The following is a 23,906-nucleotide window of genomic DNA, read 5'->3' on the forward strand; positions in this document are numbered from 1 at the left end:
GAAATTTGAACTTTGTTTCTTTCCAAGCATGAACATAACAACGTGAACAAAAAAAGAGAATGTGGTCGTTATGAATAGGTTAAATCTGTTGGTGTCGGGAGTCGCTGTGCTGCTTCTCGTGGCTGCTGGTGCCTATTCTTCTCTTGGATATGCAGGGAATGATCAAATTGCATCCCACTACATGACCAAGGGAGAATGGTCCGATACGGTCTGCGGAGGCTGTCACTTCGATGTCTACGAAAATGTCAATCATTCTTATCATGTACAGGTAGATATGGATCGGTGGTCTCCCCTCACAAATTTTGATCTTGAAACATCCGGAGAAGAGGAATGGGTCAAAGAATTCGGGAAGTACCATCCTGGTGGAGGTCCGCTTGCAGAATATGGTGTTGGCGTTGACTGTATGATGTGCCATGAGCAGTATGGTCTCTACGATTTCGAAGCCCGTGCCGAGAAAATCGAAAAGGGAGAATATGATGATGCAAACAGTGCAGCTATGGCAAAATCCAGCCTTGCTGCAAGGACCAATCCTATACAGTTTTTTGTCTACAACGCTAATCTGCTTACCCCCTACCCTCTGCTGATCGTTTTCCACGATAATGTAAACGGGGCTCCTCAGGAGTCTTCTTGTGCCCAGAAGTGCCACATCACCGATGTAGAACAGAGGGCTGTTATGTGGGGCGATGAAGAATCCTATGCAGAGTCAGACGTCCATGCAGCAAAAGGTGTTGAATGTGCAGAATGTCACCACACTGAAGGTTTCATAATAACCTCTGATCACCAGATCGGACGTGGAAACACTTCAGATTCCCCCGACCTTCCGGAGAGCCACTATGATGACACCATGCGCAGCTGTGACGATGCTGAGTGCCATGCAGGTATATCACACGGTCCATTTGCTGACTCTCACATGGAATTCCTTGCCTGTGAAGCATGTCACATCCCTGAGCTTCCTGGAGGAGATCTGCCGGGTGGCAAGCCACTTGAATCTTTCAGCTGGCAGAATGGAGAACGTGAAGATGTTTACCGGGAAGCAGACTTCCAGCCTGTCCTTGCCTGGCACAACGGAACCTTCGGAGATGTCCTTCCAAGCGTGGATACAAGGAATGACACAGGTGTAATGCTTGCCCCGTTCAACAATATTACCGGAACCTGGTGGGACGCAGGTACTAATCCTGAAGTGCTCGCAAACCCGAACACAAGCATCTCCATTGGAGATCCGATCCCGGTACAGTATGTGAAGGCAGCGGATTCCGACGGTGATGGTAAAGTTACAGTGGACGAAATGCAGGCTTACGATGCCAACGGAGACGGAAAGCCCGATTATCCGGATGCGGTCTTGAGGACTTCGGAACTTTATTATCAGGTCGCACATAGCATCGTCAGCAAAGATGTGGGAATTTCTTCTCCTCTGACCTGCAAGGACTGCCATGGAAGCAAAGCCGTGATTGACTGGACATCTATAGGTTATGTAGAGGATCCGGGAGGAGACTCAGCAGCTGCAAAGAGCATCGCTGTTACCTATCCCAGGCCGAAACCTGTAGAGGTTGAAACGGAGCCTGCACTGTAAGGAGGCGGCAAACCTTGAGTGATGTTATTAGACTTGATAAACTGCCTGAAAAGGCGATTATACCCATGAGGCAGCATGACGGAATTGCTTGTGCTCCTCTGGTTAAGAAAGGCGAAGAGGTTCTCGTCGGCCAGAAGCTGGGGGAATGCGAGGGCAGCGACCTCGCTTATGTCCATTCCCCCTTTTGCGGGACTGTGGAATCAATTGGGTTGATGCCAAACCCCAGCGGAAAGAGAATCCTCAGTGTTGTGCTCACACCTTCAGAGTGTACACAATCGGTTGAGTTCGTTCCTGAAAAGAATGCACCTCCTTCAAGGTTAATTCAGATGATCAAGGAAGCGGGAATTGTCGAGTATTACGAAAAGCCCACATACCTTGCCCTGAAGCCTGGAAAGAGAATCGATACTCTGCTCATGAATGCAACCTTCCCCCTGATTACCCATGCTTACCTGAACTCCCTTGACAAGGTTCTCAAAGGGTTCAGCCTTATGCTTGAAGCAAGTGGGATCTCGAGGGGAGTAATTGTTGTCCGGGCAGATGACAAGGAGTCCATAAAAGCCTTCAAAGGCGCCGTAGTTGATGGAAAACCCCTCACTATTGCCCCGATCATCGGGAAGAGGCACGCTGACTACTACCTTGAAGACATTGACGACCGGATCATCGTGGTTGCAGCAGGCAAAACCACCTATACCCCAACGATGATGAACCTGCTCTCAGCTGATGTGATGGGCAGGAAGATCTCCCTCGGACACGAACCCTCAGATGTGCATGTGGTAGTATGCGGAGTAAAATCTTCCAAAGCAGTATACGATGCCATATATGAAGGCAAGCCGTACCTTGAAAACGCAGTAACGGTCACAGGAGCTGTCAACAAGCCCGGGTCCGTAATTGTCAGGTTCGGAACTCCTATAAAGGACGTAATTGATGCCTGCGGAGGTTACAGGGGTGAACCTGGCAAGCTTATTATTAACGGGTCGATGGGCGGAGTAGCCGTGTATACGGATGAGGCTCCAGTGGTCAAGAACACCACGGGAATTGTCATCCAGACAAAGGAAGAAGTCTTGCGGGATGAATCGATTGCCTGTGTCCATTGTGGGCGCTGTGTGGACGTCTGTCCTGTAAACCTGCTTCCGACCAGAATTGCATCCTATTCGAACCTTGGTAAATATGAGGAATGTGAGCAGCTGTACGCTATGAACTGCATTGAGTGCGGGGCATGTGCGGTAGTCTGTCCCTCAAAAAGACATCTTGTGCAATTGATCAAATACTCAAAGCTTCAGATCCACAACCTGAGTGCTGCTGAAGCTATGGAGGAGGCGACTAAATAAATGGCCTTTACGGTATCCCCACCTCCTCATATAAAGGAAGGTGTATCGGTTAAGAAATTAATGTGGAGCAGATTTATTGTTCTTCTCCCGTTATGTTTAGCTTCGATTTACTTATTTGGATTCCCCGCTCTCGGTAATCTTGTTGCCGGAGTGCTGGGTGCAGTTTTTATCGAACTGGCAATCCAAAAGGCATTCAAACAGAAAGTCACAATCGGTGATGGAAATGCAGTCTATCTGGGACTGCTGATCGCACTGATGGTCCCACCCGCAGTCCCCTTCTGGCTACCCTTTATCGGGGCAGTCTTCGGAGTAGGGGTTGTAAAGCATGCTTTTGGGGGGCTTGGCTCTTATATGTTCAACCCCGCACTGGCTACCTGGGTCTTTTTGAAGCTTTCCTGGCCTTTCCTGATGGTACCTCTCTCAGTTCCCCAGCTTGGTTCTCTCTCGGACCTTATCCTTGAGACAGGAGCCGGGTTCCTGGCAGATGCATCCCCCATCGCGATGATCGGTGTGCTGTACCTCATTGCCAGAAGGTACATTGAGTGGAGAATTCCTCTCATGTATTTACTGACAACTGTGGTGCTTGTGGTTGTGCTCGGAGATCCTCTTTCTTACATCTTTACAGGGTCTTTCCTGCTTGGAGTGTTTTTCATTGCAACGGAAACCTCTACCTCTCCGATAACCCGGAATGGAAGACTTATTTACGGGGTTGCTTGTGGGGTCCTTACAGTAGTTTACGGGTACTTCACTGGAAATTATATCGAGGGGACCTTCTATGGACTGCTGCTTGCAAATGCCATTTCCCCGCTGATCGAACGCTCCACCGTTCCAAAGCCTTTTGGAGGTGTTGAAGCGTGAAAAATACCCCGGCAAACATTATCATAAAAATGATTGTACTTTCAGCGCTCGCGGCTGTACTTCTGGCAGTGACCTTTGTCCCTACCCAGGTGCAGTTGGGAGTACTGCAGGCTGAGCAGGAGAAGCAGGCATTAAAAGCGGTTCTGCCTGCAGCTGCAGACTTTGAACCGGTTTATGGGGACGAGGTAGATGCAGAAGGCAATCCTGTTGTTCTGTACTTCCGTGGAGTTGACTCTTCCGGAAATATCGTCGGGTATGCCTTCCGAAATACTCAACCCGGTGCACAGGGCCTTGTTGAGCTTCTTGGTGGAGTAAGCGCGGACTTCAATACCGTAACAGGAATGGAAGTTATGGCCCACGCCGAAACTCCGGGGCTTGGAGCAAAAATTACGGAACCCGGTTTTAAGTCCCAGTTCATAAATCTGCCAGTGGCTGATCTTAGTTTGTCCAAAGACGGTGGAAAAGTTGATGCCATTTCCGGTGCGACTATTTCAACCGTAACGGTGGTGAATGCTCTGCACTTTGGTATCGATGGTGTAAGAGCTCAGGAAGGGTGATTCATATGGGTGATAATAGGAGTGTAGCAAGTGAATATATGCGAGGAATTACCAAGGACAACCCCATATTTGGCCTCGTGTTAGGGCTCTGCCCTACGCTGGCTGTCACCACTTCCGTTGAAAACGGGATTGGTATGGCTGCAGGGACCTTATTTGTTCTTGTCGGTTCAAATATGCTGGTATCATTACTTCGAAAAGAAATTCCTGACACAGTGAGAATTCCAATAGAACTCATTGTCATAGCTACTTTCGTTTCGATAGTGGATATGGTAATGGAAGCGTTTACGCCTGGTATGTACGCATCTTTAGGTGTGTACATTCCCTTGATCGTGGTGAACTGTATTGTTATCGGACGTGCCGAAGCCTATGCCCTGAAGAATGGAGTCTTTTACTCGATAATTGATGCATTCGGTGTAGGCTCAGGGTTCTTGCTTGTGCTAATGCTTCTTGGAGGTATCAGGGAGCTTCTGGGTACAGGCGGGATCAAGCTCTTTGGAGTCCAGTTAATTGACTTTGTCTCCATGCTGGGGTACAACCCCATAGGTGTTATGACTCTGTCGCCGGGAGCTTTCCTGACCATTGGGGTCCTGATGACTATGGTCAATTACCGCAGGATTTTAAAGGCTATGAAAGGTGATTAAAATGGCAGACGCATCTCTATTTGCGATCTTTATGGATGGCGTGTTTCTTAAGAACTTCCTGGTGGTCCAGTTCCTCGGGCTCTGTTCTTTCGTGGGCGTCACAAAGGACGTAAAAAGCGCATCCGGGATGTCAGGGGCAGTTATCTTCGTTATTACGCTGTCCTCTTTCGTCTCATACCTCCTGTACACGTTCATTCTGGTTCCTTTGAGGCTTGAGTACCTGAACACGATTGCATTCATCATAGTGATTGCAGCGCTTGTGCAGCTGGTAGAGTTTATTGTCCGGAAGCATATGCCCCCTCTGTACAGGTCGCTTGGTATTTACCTGCCTCTGATCTCCACGAACTGTGCAGTGCTCGGTGCTGTGCTGCTTAATGTGATGAACGAATACACCTTCATCCAGAGTATTACTTTCGGGATTGCAGCCGGAGTAGGATATACTGTTGCAATGCTCATCATGTCTTCCATACGTGAGAGGAGTAACGTGCTCTATGTCCCAAAAGCAGTTGGAAGAGGAGTCACATACGCTTTCTTCATTGCGTTGATCATGTCAATGTCCTTTGCTAACTACTTCAAGGTGATTCCACTATGACCGCAGACATTATGACTGTGATCATAAACACCGTTTCGGTGCTTGTAGGGCTCTGTATTGCGGTAGGCGCAATGCTGGTATTTGCCTCCAAGGTCTTTAAAGTGGAAACCAACCCCCTGGTCGATGAGGTCGCTTCCCTTCTCCCTGGAGCCAACTGTGGTGGGTGCGGATTTGCCGGATGTGCTTCCTGTGCCGAAGCAATTGTCCTCAGTGGTGCACCTGTAAACAGCTGCCCGGTCGGAGGATATGACGTTGCAAAACAGATTGGCGCAGTCATGGGACAGGAAGTTTCAGAGTCCGAGAAGGCTTTTCCCTTTGTCCGCTGTCAGGGTGGACAGGCTCACTGTACGACCCTTTATGATTATCAGGGAGTGGAAGGCTGCAAAGCTGCCCTCATGCTCTGTGATTCCAGGAAAGGCTGTACCTACGGCTGTATGGGGCTTGGGACCTGTGTCAGAGCCTGCCCGTTTGACGCCATCTCCATGGGAGAAGACGGTTTCCCGGTTGTGAACAAGAACCTATGTACAAGCTGCGGAAACTGTATTGCATCCTGCCCTAACGGTGTGCTCACCTTTGCCAGGAACTCAGAGAAAGTGCATGTGCTCTGCCGTTCCCATGACAAGGGTAAAGACGTTAAGGCAGTCTGTGAGGTCGGCTGTATCGGCTGTAAGAAATGTGAAAAAGAATGCCCAGCAGGCGCTATCAAGGTCACGGAATTCCTGGCTGAAATCGATCAGGAAAAGTGTACAGCATGTGGAGCCTGTGTTACTATCTGCCCGCAGAAGGCAATCGAGCTCCGGTAATCCGGGCTCGTTTATTTTCTGACAGCCTTTAAAGACTAAAGAGGTGAAAAATATGCCGTACAAAACTTTCCTGGGCTTGCCTGAAAATGTCGTGGCAGCTCTCTGTTACCCTGTAGGTTGGCTCTCAGGCCTGTTCTTCCTGCTCCTTGAGCGCAAGAACAAGTTCGTCCGCTTCCACGCCATGCAGTCGGTCCTGCTCTTCCTGCCGTATGTTCTCTTTATCTTCCTTGTGGCATGGATCCCAACGATTGGCTGGGCCATTGCAGACGGTGTTGGAATGCCTGGAATGCTGCTCATCGTGATTCCGATGTACATGGCTTTCAGGGGCTCAAAGTTCAAAATCCCCATCATAGGAAAGATTGCCTACAATTTTGCCTATGGTGAGTAAACAAACAGATTTAACCTGAAAATCCGAATTGTCCCCAAAAAGGGCAATTCGACCTTTTCTTTTAGGATTATTTTCTCATTTTGGATTATTTTCTCATTTTGGATTATTTTCTCATTTTGGATTATTTTCTCATTTTGGATTATTTTTGTATAAAAGTTATGAGATGTCGCTGAGCGACCAGGTAATGAATTTTTGAAAGAGTTATGAAAAATCATTCCAGAGTATGCTGGATAACACCTTTTTTGGCAGCCCTGTAGGACTTCTCTGCAAGTTCCGCACTTCCCTTTACTTCAACAATTTCCATGTCGAAAGTGCGGGCAAAATCCCTGATATTTGTATGGAAATCAGGGTTGTATGAAAGGCCGGTATCGATTTTTACAACTCGTGAGTATCTCGGATCCTTCAGGAAATTGTCGTTGAAATTCCGGGATTTCTTCCTTTCTTCCCCCATCTGTTTCCAGCTCGAAGCCCACATAGGCGTGAAGTAGAGGGCGCCAGTCCCCCTGCAGGCGTACATGGTTTCGTCGTAGGCGGCGTTTCCCCCGAGGGCGGCGCTTATACAGTCTGCCACGACTTCCCCATTTCCGTCTTTCAGGCAGTAAAGGGGGCAATCAAATCCCGAAAAGTCCTCTTCCAGACTCTCAAAGGCTTCTCCGCAACTGCAGTAAAAGAGAAGGATTCCGTCCGAGAACGCTGCCATCTCCCTGATCTTTCCGTAGACTTCAGACTTAAGGAGATCGAGATCGTCATGAAGCCCCAGCCTGAGCGGGTTTACGACCACCGTCACCCTGTGAGCCGCTTTGAGCTCCATCTTCTCGTGAATTTTCCTGAAAAAAGGAAGCTTAAGCAGGGGTTTTGCAATCGTCATGAAGCCAGAGCCGTGCCTGTTTCCCAGGAGAAAAGGAACCCTGTCCAGAGGCGCTGTTCCGGGCAGGCGGTTATCTGACTTGAGTTTCCGGAGCAGCCCGAAACTATCCCTTCCTTCAACCACAATCAACTGCTCCAGTTCCCTATCGCTCGAAAGGACATGGGCAAGTTCATCCTCAAACATCCTGCAGGCGATAATACTCAGTACGGGCATGTGAAAACCTCTTTCCAGCTGTTTTTAATTCCCTCTTCCAATTTTCCGCTTTCAGTTTTCCGTTTTTTCCGCCGGACTTTCCTTTTTAATTTTTTCACTCCACAAGGAGAACTCCCACACACACGGTTTTTCCAGGCTTGCAAAACTCAAGCTCAATACCTGCTTTTTCCAGAACCTTCTGCAGGTTGACTCCCACGGCTTCCGGGGGAAAACGCCTGAACTCAGGTTTTACGCACTTTTCCAGGTTGCAACTCTCGCATTCGTTGCAGGGGCCGGGCCGGAGCAGGTGGGCATAGATAAAACCTTTCCTGAAAGCTTCCTGTTCCAGCTCGAACATCTTACGGAAGGACTCTTTCTGGAGTTCTCCCCAGGCTTGGAGGATATCCTGCACATCTGCAGTATCGTGTTCTTCCACAAGGAGGAGCGCATCTCTGTATTCTGAAAGGATCTTCCTGAATTCTTCAATGGAAAGGATGTGGGGAGGACAGCTAAGCCTCTCTCCATAGTTCCGGCAGCCGTGGGTACATTTCAGGGCTATCCGGTTCTCCACCACAAGATCTCCTGATTCCAGGGGGTAGACTTTAAGTCCCAGGCTTGAAGCCTTTTCAATTAAAATGTGTAAATTCTCGGGCAATTAAATCCCTCTCATCTAAATCCTTTTACTCTCAGTCTCTCTAACTCTTTAATACTCTAATGAATTCCTCTCATCTCTCATTTAAGACAGTCGTTTTGCACAAAAAATACATTCGCAACCGGAAGTCTCTTTCAATAAACTTTCGGTTTCTCTTATATTCAGGGCTTTTTGTTTTAAATCCTGATATCCTTTTATTCTTGCCTTCTTATTTATCCCCGTTCCAGGGTTTTGACTTATGAGGGTTCTCCTGTTTCGAAATGCGGTCGGCATGCCTTATATATCGCAAACATTCGAAAGTTTAAATATTATCTTCTCTAATTAAGGTGTAAACATTAATGGAGGACTCTAAGATTAAAGAAGAGATCTGGATTGAAAAATACAGGCCGGTCAGGCTTAATCAGGTAGCAGGGCAGGACGATATAATCGAGCGCCTGATGTCTTATGTGGCAACTAAAAACCTTCCTCACCTCCTCTTTTCCGGGCCTCCCGGTGTCGGGAAAACAGCTTCTGCAGTTTCAATTGCAAGGGAGATTTTCGGGGAAGAGTTATGGCGAGAAAATTTTACCGAACTCAATGCTTCCGATGAAAGGGGTATTGATATCGTTAGAAACAAGATTAAAAACTTTGCAAAAACCGCCCCTATAGGCGGAGCTCCGTTCAAGATCATTTTCCTTGATGAAGCCGATGCCCTTACCTCGGATGCGCAGTCTGCACTCCGCAGGACCATGGAAAGATTCAGCAGCAACTGCCGTTTTATCCTCTCATGTAATTACTCCTCCAAGATCATCGAGCCTATTCAGTCCAGGTGTGCAGTTTACAGGTTCAGGCGACTTTCCGATGAAGCCATTAAAAAACGTCTTGAATACATTGCTAAAGACCAGGTTTTATCCATTACCGAAGGCGGGTATGAAGCTCTGATTTATGTAGCTCAGGGAGACATGCGAAAAGCTGTCAATTCTCTTCAAGCTGCTGTCTTCATTGATACGGAAAAGCCTATTTCCAGGGAAACTATTTACAGGACTACGGCAACCGCAAACCCTGAAGAGATAAAGGATCTGATCGAGACTGCCCTGCGCGGAAACTTCAGGGCTGCCAGAAAAGAGCTTAACAGGCTGCTCTATGAAGAAGGGCTTTCCGGAGAAGACATCGTGGGACAGATCTACAGGGTGGTTTCTGAAATGGATAACCTTATGGTTCTGGATCTCGGGCTTTCGGAAAGGGACATTGTCGCACTTGTGGATATCATCGGGGAGACCGACTTCAGGCTTACCGAAGGAGCCAGCGAAAAAATCCAGCTGGAAGCCTTACTTGCACATTTTGCTCTTTCAAGAGATGAATGAGGCTTTAGAATTCCTGATAACCAGGTTTGCCGCAAGCTCTAAATCGGGGATACCCTACTATGTGGTTTCCTGAGTTAGCTGGCGGATAAACAGGTTTTGCCGCAAGCTCTACATCCAGATCTCTGAACGGCAGAAAAAGGCTGACTGAAGCGAGCCTTTTTCTCTCAAAAGATTATAGTTATCACTCCTGATCATCATGTCTGTTGAAAATTTATTGGTCGAAATGCTGGGGTCTGTACCCCATTGGCTTGCAGTAATGGTTATAGGGGCTCTTCCGATCTCCGAACTGAGGGGTGCAATTCCTGTTGCCATGGGCATCTATGGAATGGGGCCTCTTGAGGCTTATGTCCTTTCGGTGATTGGAAACCTTATTCCTGTGGTCCCCCTTCTGCTTTTCCTCGAGCCAGTCTCCGGGTACCTGAGGCGTTACCACATCTTCGATGTCTTTTTCACGTGGCTCTTTTCAAGGACCCGACGAAACCACACTGAAAACTTTGAAAAATACGGACTCCTTGCCCTGACCCTCTTCGTTGCCGTGCCTCTGCCAGTTACCGGAGCCTGGACAGGCTGTGCAGCCGCGTTTGTGTTCGGGATCAAGTTCAAGCATTCACTGCCAGCAATCGCGGCAGGGGTAATGATAGCAGGAGCCATTGTAACTGTACTCACGATGACGGGCATGGGCCTGGCTGACCTTATTTTCGGAGTTTGACCCTGACAGGCTCTTCGAAATCTTCATATACCTTAAAAATATCAAATATATCATAGACAGAACAAATATAAATTTCTCTTTATATTTGCAGCCAGTCTCGCTTTTACAGCTTCTTATGCGGTATATTTCCCGTTGTCTGGCAATTATCTGGAATTTTTTGAGGTGATTTTTAATGGCAAAGGCAGATAAGAAAAACAAAAAAATAGTTCAGTCCGAAAAATGTATTGGGTGCGGCATCTGTTATTCCGTTTGCCCTGTGAACGCAAAACTAATGAAAAGCGATGATTTTGATCCTGAGACTGCTGAACTTGCAATCCGGATCATCGACGGGATGGCAATTATCAGTGACGAAGTCTGCATCCGCTGCGGAGCCTGCTCAAAGATTTGCCCTGTGGAATCTCTCACTATAGTTGAGCTTGAATCCGCGACTGCGTAATAAGGATAACAGTAAAAATAGGAAAAATGCTGTTTTTCAGCATTTTGTCTTTTTAGTTATTTTTTATCCCTAAAAGCGGGATTCGAATTATTGAACCGGTATTTCAGAACGCTGGCAATCCGGTTTCTTCCAATACTTTTTGTAGTATTGCCCATTTAAGTTGATGCTAAATGGGTTGGAGCTGTGTGCTTACACCCTCCTAATCTGCGATTGCCTGCCAGGAATATCTCTTTTTATTTACAGCATTTCTGTTGCCAGTTTTATATCTTCAGCCTTTACGGTTTTTCTGCCGGCGTGCTCTGCAAGTTTGATAGCTTCTTTTGAAATCTGAAGCCCATATTCTTCCAGGATTTCCGTAAGGGCCATTCCTGCACTCTCGCTTACTCTGTGGGCACCTGCTGTCCTTATTAAACGCTCAATTGGTGCAAACGGTATAACTTTTGCTGCCATATTATCCTCCAGGTTCTTTTTGTTAATATAAATTCCTTCTAATCTCTGATTTTGTAATCAGATTCTATAAATACCTTTGCTTATATCGGGGTTTTCTTCACTTCTTATTCAGCCTTTAATGCTCTTTTTCCCCTTTATTTACTTTGTAAAGCCCATTTACCTCTTTTTTTCTTTCAAACTATTTTTCTAATCATTCTCTTATACCCGTAAATTCTTGGAAGTCTTTTAAACTCGTTATTCAATGAACTTTTATTCCAATCATTTTATTCGGAATCTCTTTTTCGAAATCTTGATATTAGATTATTCGAATCTAGTCACACATGCTCTTACAGGAACTCCTTGACCTAGATGAAGAGATCTACTTTGTAGAAGAAAGTTATACCACACAGAGAACTCCTGAGCGTACGCTCCAGTATCTTAACGGAGTCCGAAACTTTCCTGGCGCGGAAAGCATTCGGCTTATAAGGGTCAGGGAGGGGGAACACACGTTGGGATTGCTGTTTTTCAATCCTGCAGATGGAAACGTTCCTGTAGATTTCTGGTCAGTATTTACCGGAGCCCTTGCGTCGGCTTCCCTGAAAACCAGATTTGAAGCCCTTGCAGACTCCATCCTTGCCCTACACCCTCCTGAAAAGGATATTGAACTTCCTCCCGAAACCTGGCGGAACGCAATAAATGAATACTACTCCCTTATGCTTGTTAGCCGGAACTTCTGTCCGAGCTGCTCTGTGAGACCTGAGTCCTATAAAAGTGTTTTTTCTGAAAATCGTGTAAAGAGAGTCACCGAAATTTTTGAGCTTCTCCGAAAAAAAGGCTATTACCCCGAAGGCAGGCTCCTTGAGGTTTGCTGTGGAAACGGGATGTCAACGCTCGCACTCTACAGGCTCGGGTTGGACCCTCTGGCAATAGAAATCAATAAGTGTACTGTCTGTCAGGGGCTCGAGCAGCAGGTCCTGAACCCTCAAAGGGCTGTGGTTATGGATGCAACAGCCATTTCAAGATACTTTGAGCCCGGCAGTTTTGATGCCGTAATGGGCTTCATGCTGGGGCTTGTCTATGAATTTAACAAGGAGCTCTGGACCGGCATTATGAGAGAGGCCGTATCGGTTGCATCTGATGGGGCTGTCCTGCTCTTTACCGTAAGCAGCAAACCAGAGATTGAAATTCTCGCCGATACTCTCCTTAAGGCAGGGGTCGAGGGGGAGATCGTGGACAACACGGATTCAGAAGGTACTTATGACCAGTGGCTCTTTGTCGGGCGAAAGTAAAAAAGTGTATTTTCCAGACAATGAGCTTTCTTTTGTATTCTTCTCTTTTTCTTTTGTATTCTTCTCTTTTTCTTTTGTTTTATCCTCTTTTTCTTTCTTTTTTCCACCAGGGTTAGGAGTTCTCCTATTATTGTATTTTAGTTGTTTTTCTGATCCGGGAGCTTCTTTTTGAGATGAGTACTCTCTAATGTTAACGGCAGCGAAAAGTATTTACTTGTTAACAATGGTATTATTAAAAATATTCCTATCGACGCAAGACACGTTGAGTTTTGCGGGCGTATCTTGTAATATTAATTTTCTCCTGCTACATTATGCGGTACCGGAGATTCGGTTCTATTATACCGAATTAACCCCTCTCCAGGCAAATTGCAGGCTACTGCACATGCTACTGCACATGATAGCTACCAGGAGACTTATATGCTTTGACCGATCCGAATCAAAAAACAAGTTCCTATCTATACTCAGGAAATTCCAGATTAATCTCTCTGGAAAAGTCAAGGATGAGTATATTTCAATAAATTCTGTTTTTTGATTCGATTTAAGAGGCTCATCCATGCGTGTAAAAATTACTGAAACCGTCCTCCGGGATGCACACCAGTCCCTCCTGGCAACCAGGATGCGGACAAGGGACATGCTCGAAGTGGTTGAACAACTGGACCAGATTGGGTATTTTTCTCTCGAGATGTGGGGAGGTGCCACCTTCGACACCTGTATTCGCTACCTTAACGAAGATCCCTGGCAGCGCCTCAGGGACCTCAAGAAAAAGATGGTCAACACAGATGCTCAGATGCTGCTCCGCGGCCAGAACCTTGTAGGATACAGGCACTATTCAGATGACGTTGTTGAAAAGTTCGTCACCAAAGCCTATGAAAACGGCATTGACATTTTTCGGGTTTTCGATGCTGTCAATGATATCCGGAATATGGAACTTTCTATCAAAGTGGCAAAAGGCCTGGGAGCCCACGTACAGGGTACGGTCTGCTACACCATAAGCCCTGTACATACAGTAGAAAAGTATGTGGAGCTTGCAAAACAGCTTGAAGAGCTGGAATGTGACTCCCTCTGCATCAAAGATATGGCAGGACTTCTCTCTCCCAATGATGCCACCCGGATAATCAGTGCCATGAAAAAAGAGATCTCTATCCCAATTTCTCTACACTGCCACTGCACTTCGGGAATGGCCCCGATGAGTTATATGGCAGCCTGTAATGTTGGGGTGGATGTTCTGGACACTGCACTCTCTCCTCTGGCATGGGGGACATCCCAGCCGCCTACCGAGACCGTTGTTGCAGCTCTTAAGGGAACTCCGTATGATACAGGTCTTGACCTTGGAGCCTTTGAAGAGGTTGTCAGGTATTTCAAAGACCTGAAGGACAAGTACCGGGGGATTCTTGACCCCATTTCCGAACAAATCGACACCAATGTCCTTATTTATCAAATCCCCGGAGGCATGCTCTCTAACCTGGTTTCCCAGTTAAAAGAGCAGAATGCCCTTGACAAGTATGCGGCTGTGCTTGACGAGATGCCGAAAGTCAGAAAAGAGCTCGGGTATCCGCCTCTTGTTACTCCTACAAGCCAGATTGTAGGCACGCAGGCTGTGCTCAATGTGCTCATGGGAGAACGCTACAAGGTCATTCCTAAAGAGGTAAAGGATTATGTACGCGGGCTCTATGGGCGCTCTCCTGCTCCAATCAGCCCTGAAATTGTCGGAAAGATCATAGGCGACGAAGAGCCGATTCACTGCCGCCCTGCAGACCTCCTCAAGCCTGAATATGAGAAGAGGAAAAAAGAAGCCGAGGAAATGGGCATTGCAAAATCCGAAGAAGATATCCTTACATACATCCTTTACCCGGCAATTGCTCCGAAGTTCCTGAAAGGGGAAATGGAAGAAGAATCCCTGGCAGTTATTGCTCCTGCCCCTGTAGCTCCTCAGGAGTACACAATGCCTACTCACTTCAGGGTCGAGGTAGATGACGAAGTCTACGAGGTTAAGATCGAGCCTCTAGGCGGGGTTTCCATCTCCGAGGCATCCCCTAAAAAGCCAAGCGCTGAATCCATTAAAGGAGGAGTTTCCAGCTCAATGCAGGGTATGGTGCTTTCCATAAAGGTTAAGGTTGAAGATGTCGTGAAGGAAGGAGATACGGTTGCTGTCATCGAAGCTATGAAGATGGAAAACACGGTCCATGCTCCACATTCGGGAACCGTCAAGGAAATTTTTGTTTCCGAAGGAGATACGGTTACTCCTGGTGACATAATACTGTCAATCGAGTGAATTGAGCAAGGTGGAATGTATTATGTTCAAAAAAGTACTTGTTGCAAACCGCGGTGAAATCGCAATCAGGGTCATGCGTGCCTGCAGGGAACTCGGAATTTCCACTGTAGCTGTCTGTTCGGAGGCTGACAAAAATGCCCTCTTTGCCAAGTATGCCGACGAGGCCTATCTGATAGGCCCTGCCCCTGCCAGCCAGAGTTACCTGAACATGGAAGCTATCATCGCAGTTGCAAAAAACACCGGAGCCAATGCAATCCATCCTGGCTACGGTTTTCTTTCTGAAAACCCTGTCTTTGCAAAGCGCTGTGAAGAAGAGGGTATTATCTTCATAGGTCCTCCGAGCCATGTGATTGCAGAAATGGGAAGTAAAATCAGGGCAAGAAATCTGATGATGAAAGCCGGGGTCCCTGTAGTTCCAGGAACAAAAGATGCAGTTGAGGACGTTACCGAAGCCCTTGAGGTGGCTGAGAAGATCGGTTATCCCGTCCTTATCAAAGCGTCTGCAGGCGGCGGTGGAATAGGGATGAAAGTCGTTAATTCCAGGGAAGAGCTTGCAACAGCCCTGAGTTCCACGCGGCAGATGGCAGGTTCGGCTTTCGGGGATTCTTCGGTATTTATTGAAAAATACGTAGAAGAGCCCCGGCACATAGAGATCCAGATCCTTGCCGACTCTTTTGGTAATACGGTTTATCTTTCGGACAGGGAATGTTCCATCCAGAGAAGGCACCAGAAGCTGATTGAAGAGGCTCCTTCTCCTATCATGACTCCCGAACTAAGGGAGCAGATGGGTGGGGCTGCCGTGAGGGTGGCAAAAGCAATAGGTTATGTAAACGCAGGAACCGTCGAGTTCCTTTACTCTAAAGGGAACTTTTATTTCCTTGAAGTCAATACCCGCCTGCAGGTGGAACATGGAATCACCGAAATGGTCACAGGGGTCGATATTGTAAGGGAACAGCTCAGGATTGCCTGGGGTGAAAAGCTCGAGCTTGAGCAGGAAGATATCGTTATTGACGGCCATGCTATCGAATGCAGGATCAACGCTGAAGACCCCTTAAACGACTTTGCCCCTTCGCCAGGAAAGATCCGTAGATACCGTTCTGCCGGAGGCCCTGGAGTAAGGGTGGATAGCGGTGTACATACTGGGTATACAATTTCCCCTTATTACGATTCCATGATTTCCAAGCTCTGCGTCTGGTCAAGAAAAAGAGAGGATGCCATTGCCAGGATGGAAAGGGCTCTTTACGAATACGTGGTCGTGGGAGTCAAAACCAACATTCCCTTCCATAAAGCTGTCATGAGGAATCCGGCATTTCGCAGAGGCGATATGACAACCGGTTTTATCGAAGAGCAGAATATCCTTGAAGCTGTGGAAGAGGTCGTTAAGGCCGATAGTGAAAAAGGGGCTACTCTGGCTTCGGCTCTGGAGGCAAAGGACAAGAAGGTCGCAGCGATCACGGCTGCTGTTCATGCATATGTTAATATGGCCCAGAAAACACAGCGGTGACCAGTTTACTCTCCGGAAAACTTTACTGAGAAATTCCGGTCTGTTTGATATGATGCATATGTTTGGACTAAGACAATATATACGGTGGAACGTATACATTTGTATGGGGTGCGCGGATGGGAGATAAACGATCTCGAATTATTAAGGCACTTAAGGATGCACAGAAAACCCCTGTTTCTGGGGAAGAACTGGGGCTCAAGCTTGGAATTTCCAGGACTATGGTATGGAAATACATCAAATCCCTTCAGGCGGACGGATATGAAATAGAATCATCCCCCAAGAGGGGTTATGTCCTGAAATCAGTGCCTCAACTCCTGTACCCTGATGAGATCCAGATGGGACTCAAAACAACTCTTCTGGGACAGAAGATTCATTACTTCGAGGAAGTTAGCTCCACTAACAGTGTCGCTAAAGAAATTGCAGCTTCCGAAGAAGAAGGAGCCCTTGTTATCGCTGAGATACAGAAGGGAGGCAGGGGCCGCATGGGCAGGGAATGGGTCTCACCCCACGGTGGGATCTGGATGTCTGTGATCCTGAAGCCCGGGATTCCTCTCAGGCACGCCTCAAGGCTGACTCTTGTTGCCGGGCTTGCAGTTGCAAATGTAATCCGCAATATGGGACTTGATGCCCGCATCAAGTGGCCAAACGATGTCCGTATCAATGGGAAGAAAGTCTGCGGGATCCTTACCGAAGCAAAGGCTGAAGTGGATAGAGTAGACTATGTCGTTCTCGGGATAGGAATCAATGTAAATATGGATTTAAAGGATATTCCCGAGTCTTTCCGTGCAGGTTCGACCACTCTAAAAGTCGAGCTTGGAAGACATCTTAGAAGAGTTTCGTTCCTGCAGGATTTCCTCTTTGAGCTTGAGCAACAGTATATAAGCTTCAAGACCCAGCCTTTTTCCCAGATACTCAATGATTGGCTTGCACTCTCGGATACGATTGGTAGAGATGTAAAGGTCACCACACCTTCCAGGATTATAGAAGGCAAAGCTGTTGGAGTAACTCCTGACGGAGCACTTATAATCAGAAAGGCAGATGATACTCAGGAAGAAATTATTGCAGGTAGATGCATTTATGCGCGCCCCAAATAAACACGGAAGAAAAAGCAGGGAAGGAGCAAATCTCCTGCCTGCACTTTTTTTCTCCCTTCTGGCCTTTTTTTTCTTTTCAATTCTCTTCTGTGCAGTACTTCCTGTTCCGGCTGGTGCAGATGAGGGGAAGCTTCCTATTATTTTAATTGACGGGGACGAGATTTATGTGCGGTCAGGAGACTACTACACATTCTTACAGGATTATCAGATTTACGTAAAAGGTGCTGATACTGAGGGCAGCAAGGTATGGATCGAACTTAGCAGGGAAGGAGTTTTCCTTGAAGACGCTATTGTAAGTGAGGGCAGCACTTTTGTATATTCTAATAACTCTACAGAGATTTTGAACCTCACAGTGGACACCATCTATGCCGGGGCAAATGGAGTACTGGTAAGGTTCTCTCCAGTGTATCAACACCTCAACCCCAGGCTTCCCATGCCCCAGAAACCCGAAACTCCTCCTGCCGGTAACTTTGATAACAACTCTTCTATCCCTCCTTTGTTTGAAAACCAGGCAGAAGGTTTTGATCTGCCCCTTTTTCTTCTGGGTATTGGAGCCGTTTTTTTGGTAACTGGCTTTTTTGCGGGAATATATAAGAAGAAATGATTTAAGAAAAAGTGGTTTGTTGAGTGAGTTTTAAACATGTTTTAAAAATAAGAGTCTGACTTAAAAATAAGAGTCCGACTTAAAAATAAGAATCTGACTTAATAATAAGAGTCTGACTTAATAATAAGAGTCTGACTTAAAAGTCAAAACTATATCCTTAAAGCAGAAAATGATCTCAAAAGTGGGAACTGAAGTTTTAAACTAGAGTTCCCGATGAAAAGATACGTCTAATAAAGACTTATTACAACCGGTTTTCCACCGCTGATTTTATTTTTTGCTCTTGTTTCTGCCTTCTCAGTCTTTTGTAGAGAACTTTACATCTCCTTTCTCTATGAGGAGTTTAAGGTCTTCGAGGCTGAGGCGAGCATTTTTCTGCAGTTTTTCGCGGGCATCGCTGTGCTTCTGGCTGACTTTATGCTCATCTTTGGTGAGTTGAATGTCTTTTAGCCTGTCAAGGTCTGACGAGAGTTCCTTTCGGCTGCCGGCGATGCTGTTCTTGAGGGGATCTATTTTTTCTTTAATGGAATTTATGTTTGCAATTTTATCCGTAAGCTGGGCATGGTACATATTTGCTTCTTTTCGGATTTCGTCTGCTGCCTTAAAGTTTTCGAGCATTTCCAGGTGGCATGCCTGAGATTCGTCCGAAAGTTCCTGAATTTTTTCGTGGAACTCGTCCCCTTCTTTATGAATTCCTTTGGATTCTCTATAACTTTCCTGGATTTGGGCATGAAGCTCATTTGCTTTATTTGCAGCTTCAAGGCGTTTACTCAGATCGCTTAATTTCTGGAGTATCTTGATTTCCACTTCAAGGGGGAGTTCTTTATTAAATAGAGCGTCCAGTTCAGCTTCATAAGCCCTTGATAGAGATTCTACGCTTCCATGAGAGAGTTTGTTGCACTCATCACGCTGTTCCTTGAGTTCCGCAATTCCTGAAAAAAGCTCCTGGGTTTTGGAATTTACGTCGCTCCTTTTTTCCTTGTACTCTCCAATTTGCTTATTAATCTCGTCCCGTCGGTCTCTAAGTGACTGTGCTTTTGCAACCCTTTCCTTAACCTGCTTGTTCAGAGAGTCTCTCTTTTCTTTCAATTCGTCGATATCGGTCCTGTTTATTTTCAGTTCCTTAAATATCGAAGCCAATTGCCTTTCACTTTTCTCTATCCTGCTCCTGAGCTCGTTCACCTTGCTCTTAAGCTCCCGTTCGTTTAGGTTTGAAAGGTCGGCCGTTGCAGTTTCTGCTGTTGAAACGTCGTTGTTCATGTCTTACCACCCACGTGTTTTCCGAAAACTGTTATACTTTTTGTTTTTCCCAGTAACTCAGGGCTTCTTCGTGACTTTTTATTTTGCTGCTGAGCCATTTGTGCTGGGGTTTATTTTTGGAAATTTCACTGTTCTTGTTTCCATCATCCTCTTCAAGTTGTTTTTCAGACTCTGTTATCTCTTTTAGTTCCAGGTTTGAGGTTCTGGCGTCCTCCATTCTGGCTCTGGTTTGCAGGAGAATGCTTTCTCCGACTCCCTCTTCCCGGACGAGTTCTTGCAGGTGTTCCATAAAAGAGTCTTTAAATTTCTGTTCCTCTTCGGGTTCGATCTGTCCTTTGAGTTTTTTAATATCTTCCTTTATTTTATCAGCAGTTACGGTATCCAGCTTCGGAAATAGCTCTTTCTCGAGCAATCCCTCTGCCTGATGGTAATATTGCTGGCGTTTTTCCGTCAGTACCTCTTTTCGCTCCGCCATACGGGTTCTGGAAATTTTGGCAGTTTTTGCATCTTCTTCAAACTGGGTCAGCCTGCTGTCCAGTTCTTTAAACTCCTTTCTATATTCTTCCAGAAACCTGTTGTGTTTTTCCACAACCCCGGAAATCAGTTCCCCTTCGGTCAGCATTCTGATCCCGGCTTCTTCAGTATTTCCGCTCACAGTATCACAATTTTGAAATTTTATTTTTATAGGTTTTATTTTTATCCGGCTCTGGTAGGGCCAGCCCGGAAAATTAAACCGGGAATTGCCGTATACCACTTTTTAGCCGTTACACAAACAGCGTGAGATATAAGAGTTTTTTTCAAACTCTGAATACCTGAGCATGTGGTACGCCGTCGATCATGATTACGGAGTCAGGATCGATAATCTCGCACTTTATGGCACATTTGATTGTTTTTTCCCCGAAGAGATTTGCAGTCATAGCTTCTTCCAGAGCTTTCTGAAGCTCTTCCTCAGAAACAGACTCTTCTCCATAGAAAGCCTTGCTGATCTCTACTACGGCGTTGCCATGTTTCAGGGTTTTTCCGAGCAATTCTTCATCACAGGCTGCAACAAGCCTTTGCCCTTCACTTTTATAGATCTTTAGATACATATTTTCCCTTTTTTAGTAATACTTCGCCCTTTTAGTATTTACAGCTTAACCATTTCTCCCTTTTAGTATTTACAGCTTAACCATCATTATTTTGTTTGCTGGTAGGCTGCTCCTGCCTGTGGGACGTGTGGTACGCAGCAACTTTTTTAAGGGTTGAAATACCCACCGTTTTTTGACTTAATTAATGAGCCTGATATGGGCCTGGTCCGGAGAAAGAATGTCTCCTCTCTGTTTCATTTTCTTTATATATTCCTCTGCCCGCCCTCTTTCTATCCCGTGCTCGTTTTCAGCTTCTACGTAAACTTCTTCGAGAGGGGCTTTGGCACCGGTATGTCTCTCACTGACTTTTTTAATTATGTCTTTGAGGAGTTTTATTTTATTTCTCTGGCTCATGCTTGTGCCTGAAGCAAGTACATCTGCATCAAGAGCCCCCGTTTCAGGGTCAACCCCCACGTTTTTAAGGCAATTCATGGTGATTTTTATAGTCCGTTCTGCATCTCCCAGAGTGACTACATTGCTCAGGCGTACTCTTGCACTGGCTTCAGAGAGGCGAACCAGCGCCTCAAGCTGCCTTGCTGTCACAGGTACAGGCGTATTCTTGCCTTCTCCACTCTTCCTGATGTTCGTATAGAAGTTGATAAGATGTTGTCGTGCATCTACTTCCATTACAGGGTACACATTTTTTCGCGCATATGCAACGTACTTCCGCATAATTTCTGCTTCTATCACAGGCTCGATTACTTCCAGTTCTGCATCCACAAAAGCTTCTGTGATCTTAGAGCCGGGAAGCTTCTGCCGCTGTTCGGAGAGTTCTCCTGCATAATGCGACTGAAGGATATGGTTTGCAATCCTGCTGTCCAGGGCATGGTTTGGGGTGTCGAGCAAAACAAAGATGAGGTCAAAGCGGGAAAGCAATGCTGGGGGCATATTTATTTGTTCAGCGAGACCCTCATAACGGTCAAAACGCCCGTATTTTGGGTTTGCAGCCCCGAGGAGAGCGCAGCGGGACTTAAGAGTAGCAATAATTCCGGCTTTAGCAATACTTATAGTCTGCTGTTCCATTGCCTCGTGCAGGGCGCTCTTATCCTCTGTCTTCATTTTGTCCATTTCGTCAACCGCAGCAACCCCCATGTCAGCCATAACAAGGGCACCACCTTCGATTGTCCACCTGCCGTCATTCATGTCATCTTTAACGGCAGCAGCAGTCAAACCGCTTGCAGATGCACTTCTCCCTGATGCAAAAACGCCTCTTGGCGAGAGTTTAACCACATAACGCAGCAGCTGGCTTTTTGCAATTCCGGGGTCACCTACAAGCATCATATGGATATCGCCTCTGATCCTCGAGCCGTCAGGAAGGTTTTTCACAACTCCTGAAAAAAGCTGGAGGGCAAGGGCTTCTTTGATATCTTCATATCCGTAGATAGAAGGTGCAATGGAAGCTATGATTTTGTCATAAATTGCCGGGTCACGGGAAAGTTCAAGGATCTGTTCCTCGTCTTCGGCAGTTATTTCAAGTTCGTCATAATCTTTGTCCAGGTGCTCGATAGAATTTGCTTCCAGCACCAGGTCATAGAAGGTGGATTTTCCATCTTTGAGGGTGCGTTGCCTTGATTTCAGGACTCCATTAATGATGACGCGGTCTCCGGGGGTAACATTACCGGTGAGGTCGTCTTCGGCATCCACTTCCAGGCTCTGCGGTTGCGAACCTCCTTTCAGGTTTTCCGGAGATTCCTGGATCTGGAGTTTCTGGGCATCGATAAAAGTAGAATCTTCAATTGCAACCTTAAAAGGCCCTTTCTTTCCGCAGGTCTCATCTTCACAACCTGCAAAGGGCTCCTCGAACTTGAAACTGTTCTGTTCTACAATGGTGAGGTGCCCGCATCTCAGACATTGGAAGGCGGCTTTAGTAATCCTTGGCCTTACCTCTGTGGCTTTCCTTATCATGCCTTCGATTGCAACAAAGCGTGTGAGGTGTTTACTTCTCAGTTCCCTGATAGGAATCCTGTTCGGGATTTTTATAACCCTTACATGAGCCTGCTCAAGACTCTTTTCTACAGGAAGGTCAATTTCTTTCAGGGCAGCTTCAGCTGCACATACAAGTTCTCCGGGGTGCTCAAGAAACTCTTTCGAAAGCTCCCTGTCAAACTTCTCGATATCTGTAAAATCCACTCCAAGACTTCGCTGGTCCGGATATTCGTTTGCAAGCTGAAGGATCTCATTCCAGTAGTAGTCTTTAAAGAATCTTTTTAGTTTCTCGTCCCACTTGCTTTCTGTCTCGGTCATGGCGTTCTCAAAAATACTTGGCTTTTATGTAAAATTTTTCCTTTCTTATCCGGTTTCTACTTAAAAACGATCCTAAAAAAAGTTAAAAAACGTACAATAGATTCTGATGTAAAACAGGTTTATTATCATATGAACTTTTCTATACTTTCCGAATCTTCTGCTTTCTGCAGGTCTTCAACCTCTGCTGCAAATCCCATCATTCTCTCTGTTTTCCTTATTATGCCCCTCAGAGTCTGGACCTCTCTCGGGGTCAGCCCGGCTCTTCCGAATATCCTCCTCAGCATCAGGGAAGTTTTGTCTTTTTTGTGAGCCGGATAGTCTATTTCCTCAAGCAGTTCATCCATATGCCCGTACATAAGCTGCAGGTCAAAGCCTTCAGCAAGCGGATTGCTTCCTCCCTCCAGTTCCGAAAGCTCGTAAAGCACAATTGCAATAGCATGAGAAAGATTCATAATTGGATATATCTCTGAGGTCGGAACTGTAATGAGCATATCAAAGCCTTTGAGTTCGTCGTTTCTGAAGCCGCTATCTTCACGCCCGAAAAGGACTGCAATAGTGCCGCTGTATTCTTTTATTTTTTCTTTGAATTCCCTGACAGTATAAAGGGGAAGGCGGATATGTTCTCCTCCTTTCAGGCTTGAGACTCCTGTGGTCCCTACGAGCAGGTCTGCACCTCTTACGGCTTCTTCAAGGGTTGAGGTAATTCTTGCACCTTCGAGCACATCCCTTGCGTGAGAAGCCATTGCTCTTGCCTGCCCCTCAAGTTCACAGGGGTTTACCAGAACCAGGTCAGAATATCCAAAGTTTTTCATTGCTCTAGCAACCGATCCCACATTTCCCTGATACATGGGTTCCACAAGCACTACGCGAATTTCAAGTGACAAATTTCTCAATCCTGACTGTGTTTTTTAAAATTAGTTTTCGAGGGTAATTGCATCTGCCATACAGACAGTCACACACATTCTGCACCCCAGACAGTAAGAAGGGTCCTTCAGAACACAAACCTTTTTACCATCTTTTTCTTCTATGGAATAAATCCTCGGGCCTTTAGGGCAGGCGGCCTTACATGCCCCGCAGCCTGTACATTTCTCTTCATCAATATAGATTTTCATATTGACTGTGTTCCAATTATTATTATTATTATTATTA

Annotated in this window: 25 protein-coding genes; 16 read left to right on the top strand and 9 right to left on the bottom strand. The window is 46.3% G+C overall.

The window, feature by feature from the left end:
- The first annotated feature begins 91 nt into the window (after positions 1-91).
- Genes mmcA through EO95_RS15660 form a run of 8 tightly spaced genes read left to right on the top strand, consistent with a single transcriptional unit; the run spans position 92 to position 6,737 of the window.
- Positions 92-1,570 (top strand): methanogenesis multiheme c-type cytochrome, encoded by a 1,479-nt coding sequence (mmcA, locus tag EO95_RS15625; RefSeq protein ID WP_235283061.1) that lies wholly within the window; start codon positions 92-94, stop codon positions 1,568-1,570.
- A gap of 14 nt (positions 1,571-1,584) precedes the next feature.
- Entirely contained in the window at positions 1,585-2,898 is a 1,314-nt protein-coding gene (gene rnfC, locus EO95_RS15630) for an Rnf electron transport complex subunit RnfC (protein ID WP_048136266.1), read from the top strand.
- Positions 2,899-3,756, top strand: coding sequence for an Rnf electron transport complex subunit RnfD (rnfD, locus tag EO95_RS15635; protein WP_048136268.1), 858 nt, complete (start codon positions 2,899-2,901; stop codon positions 3,754-3,756).
- The gene (gene rnfG, locus EO95_RS15640) at positions 3,753-4,313 is read left to right on the top strand and encodes an Rnf electron transport complex subunit RnfG (RefSeq protein WP_235283059.1); all 561 of its coding nucleotides are present in this window, start codon (positions 3,753-3,755) and stop codon (positions 4,311-4,313) included. The genes rnfD and rnfG overlap by 4 nt, the downstream gene beginning before the upstream one ends.
- Before the next feature lie 5 nt (positions 4,314-4,318).
- Positions 4,319-4,954 carry an Rnf electron transport complex subunit RnfE gene (rnfE, locus tag EO95_RS15645; protein WP_048136270.1) on the top strand — a complete coding sequence of 212 codons (636 nt, stop codon included), beginning with the start codon at positions 4,319-4,321 and terminating at the stop codon, positions 4,952-4,954.
- Between the two features lies 1 nt (position 4,955).
- Positions 4,956-5,546 carry an Rnf electron transport complex subunit RnfA gene (rnfA, locus tag EO95_RS15650; RefSeq protein WP_048136272.1) on the top strand — a complete coding sequence of 197 codons (591 nt, stop codon included), beginning with the start codon at positions 4,956-4,958 and terminating at the stop codon, positions 5,544-5,546.
- Positions 5,543-6,349: a Fe-S cluster domain-containing protein gene (locus tag EO95_RS15655; RefSeq protein WP_048136274.1), complete on the top strand. Its 807-nt coding sequence runs from the start codon at positions 5,543-5,545 to the stop codon at positions 6,347-6,349. Before rnfA ends, EO95_RS15655 begins: the two co-directional genes overlap by 4 nt.
- A gap of 52 nt (positions 6,350-6,401) precedes the next feature.
- The gene (locus EO95_RS15660; RefSeq protein WP_048136276.1) at positions 6,402-6,737 is read left to right on the top strand and encodes a DUF4870 domain-containing protein; all 336 of its coding nucleotides are present in this window, start codon (positions 6,402-6,404) and stop codon (positions 6,735-6,737) included.
- Between the two features lie 211 nt (positions 6,738-6,948).
- Here EO95_RS15660 and EO95_RS15670 read toward each other — a convergent pair whose 3' ends face one another.
- Both EO95_RS15670 and EO95_RS15675 read right to left on the bottom strand, forming a co-directional pair.
- Positions 6,949-7,818, bottom strand: a complete 870-nt coding sequence (locus EO95_RS15670) for a DUF1638 domain-containing protein (protein WP_048136280.1) — start codon at positions 7,816-7,818, stop codon at positions 6,949-6,951.
- A 94-nt stretch (positions 7,819-7,912) separates the two neighbouring features.
- Positions 7,913-8,452, bottom strand: a complete 540-nt coding sequence (locus tag EO95_RS15675) for a DUF2284 domain-containing protein (protein WP_048136282.1) — start codon at positions 8,450-8,452, stop codon at positions 7,913-7,915.
- 335 nt (positions 8,453-8,787) lie between these two features.
- On the opposite strand from EO95_RS15675, the gene EO95_RS15680 reads away from it, so the two are divergent.
- From EO95_RS15680 to EO95_RS15690, 3 genes are all read left to right on the top strand, one after another.
- Positions 8,788-9,792, top strand: coding sequence for a replication factor C small subunit (locus EO95_RS15680; RefSeq protein WP_048136284.1), 1,005 nt, complete (start codon positions 8,788-8,790; stop codon positions 9,790-9,792).
- A gap of 196 nt (positions 9,793-9,988) precedes the next feature.
- Positions 9,989-10,501, top strand: coding sequence for a small multi-drug export protein (locus EO95_RS15685; protein WP_048136286.1), 513 nt, complete (start codon positions 9,989-9,991; stop codon positions 10,499-10,501).
- A gap of 172 nt (positions 10,502-10,673) precedes the next feature.
- Positions 10,674-10,937 (top strand): 4Fe-4S binding protein, encoded by a 264-nt coding sequence (locus EO95_RS15690; protein ID WP_048136288.1) that lies wholly within the window; start codon positions 10,674-10,676, stop codon positions 10,935-10,937.
- A gap of 237 nt (positions 10,938-11,174) precedes the next feature.
- Here the strand turns inward: EO95_RS15690 and EO95_RS15695 are convergent, their stop codons facing one another.
- Complete coding sequence (locus EO95_RS15695; protein ID WP_048136291.1) at positions 11,175-11,387, bottom strand: histone family protein; 213 nt, start codon at positions 11,385-11,387, stop codon at positions 11,175-11,177.
- Positions 11,388-11,707: 320 nt separating this feature from the next.
- Between EO95_RS15695 and EO95_RS15700 the strand changes: the two genes are divergently transcribed.
- The 5 genes from EO95_RS15700 (at position 11,708) to EO95_RS15725 (ending at position 18,129) form a co-directional block, all read left to right on the top strand.
- Positions 11,708-12,655, top strand: a complete 948-nt coding sequence (locus tag EO95_RS15700; protein ID WP_048136293.1) for a class I SAM-dependent methyltransferase — start codon at positions 11,708-11,710, stop codon at positions 12,653-12,655.
- Positions 12,656-13,208: 553 nt separating this feature from the next.
- The gene (gene oadA / locus EO95_RS15710; protein ID WP_048136297.1) at positions 13,209-14,927 is read left to right on the top strand and encodes a sodium-extruding oxaloacetate decarboxylase subunit alpha; all 1,719 of its coding nucleotides are present in this window, start codon (positions 13,209-13,211) and stop codon (positions 14,925-14,927) included.
- A gap of 22 nt (positions 14,928-14,949) precedes the next feature.
- Positions 14,950-16,431 (top strand): acetyl-CoA carboxylase biotin carboxylase subunit, encoded by a 1,482-nt coding sequence (locus EO95_RS15715; protein ID WP_048136299.1) that lies wholly within the window; start codon positions 14,950-14,952, stop codon positions 16,429-16,431.
- 116 nt (positions 16,432-16,547) lie between these two features.
- Positions 16,548-17,525: a biotin--[acetyl-CoA-carboxylase] ligase gene (locus EO95_RS15720; RefSeq protein ID WP_048136301.1), complete on the top strand. Its 978-nt coding sequence runs from the start codon at positions 16,548-16,550 to the stop codon at positions 17,523-17,525.
- Positions 17,509-18,129, top strand: coding sequence for an S-layer protein domain-containing protein (locus EO95_RS15725; protein ID WP_048136304.1), 621 nt, complete (start codon positions 17,509-17,511; stop codon positions 18,127-18,129). Before EO95_RS15720 ends, EO95_RS15725 begins: the two co-directional genes overlap by 17 nt.
- Before the next feature lie 294 nt (positions 18,130-18,423).
- On the opposite strand, the gene EO95_RS15730 is transcribed toward EO95_RS15725, so the two are convergent.
- From EO95_RS15730 to EO95_RS15755, 6 genes are all read right to left on the bottom strand, one after another.
- On the bottom strand, positions 18,424-19,386 hold the full coding sequence (locus EO95_RS15730) for a coiled-coil protein (RefSeq protein ID WP_048136306.1): 963 nt from the start codon (positions 19,384-19,386) through the stop codon (positions 18,424-18,426).
- 31 nt (positions 19,387-19,417) lie between these two features.
- Complete coding sequence (locus EO95_RS15735; protein WP_048136321.1) at positions 19,418-20,041, bottom strand: hypothetical protein; 624 nt, start codon at positions 20,039-20,041, stop codon at positions 19,418-19,420.
- Positions 20,042-20,183: 142 nt separating this feature from the next.
- A complete protein-coding gene (locus EO95_RS15740) occupies positions 20,184-20,474 on the bottom strand; it encodes a DUF424 domain-containing protein (protein ID WP_048136308.1) in 291 nt (96 codons plus the stop codon).
- Positions 20,475-20,651: 177 nt separating this feature from the next.
- Positions 20,652-22,757, bottom strand: coding sequence for a minichromosome maintenance protein MCM (locus tag EO95_RS15745; RefSeq protein WP_048136310.1), 2,106 nt, complete (start codon positions 22,755-22,757; stop codon positions 20,652-20,654).
- A 125-nt stretch (positions 22,758-22,882) separates the two neighbouring features.
- Complete coding sequence (locus EO95_RS15750) at positions 22,883-23,641, bottom strand: RNA methyltransferase (protein ID WP_048136312.1); 759 nt, start codon at positions 23,639-23,641, stop codon at positions 22,883-22,885.
- 30 nt (positions 23,642-23,671) lie between these two features.
- Positions 23,672-23,906, bottom strand: a 235-nt coding sequence (locus EO95_RS15755; protein ID WP_235283060.1) for an ATP-binding protein, incomplete at its 5' end; no start/stop codon positions are given.

The sequence above is a fragment of the Methanosarcina sp. 1.H.T.1A.1 genome (assembly GCF_000979295.1).
Lineage (GTDB): Archaea > Halobacteriota > Methanosarcinia > Methanosarcinales > Methanosarcinaceae > Methanosarcina.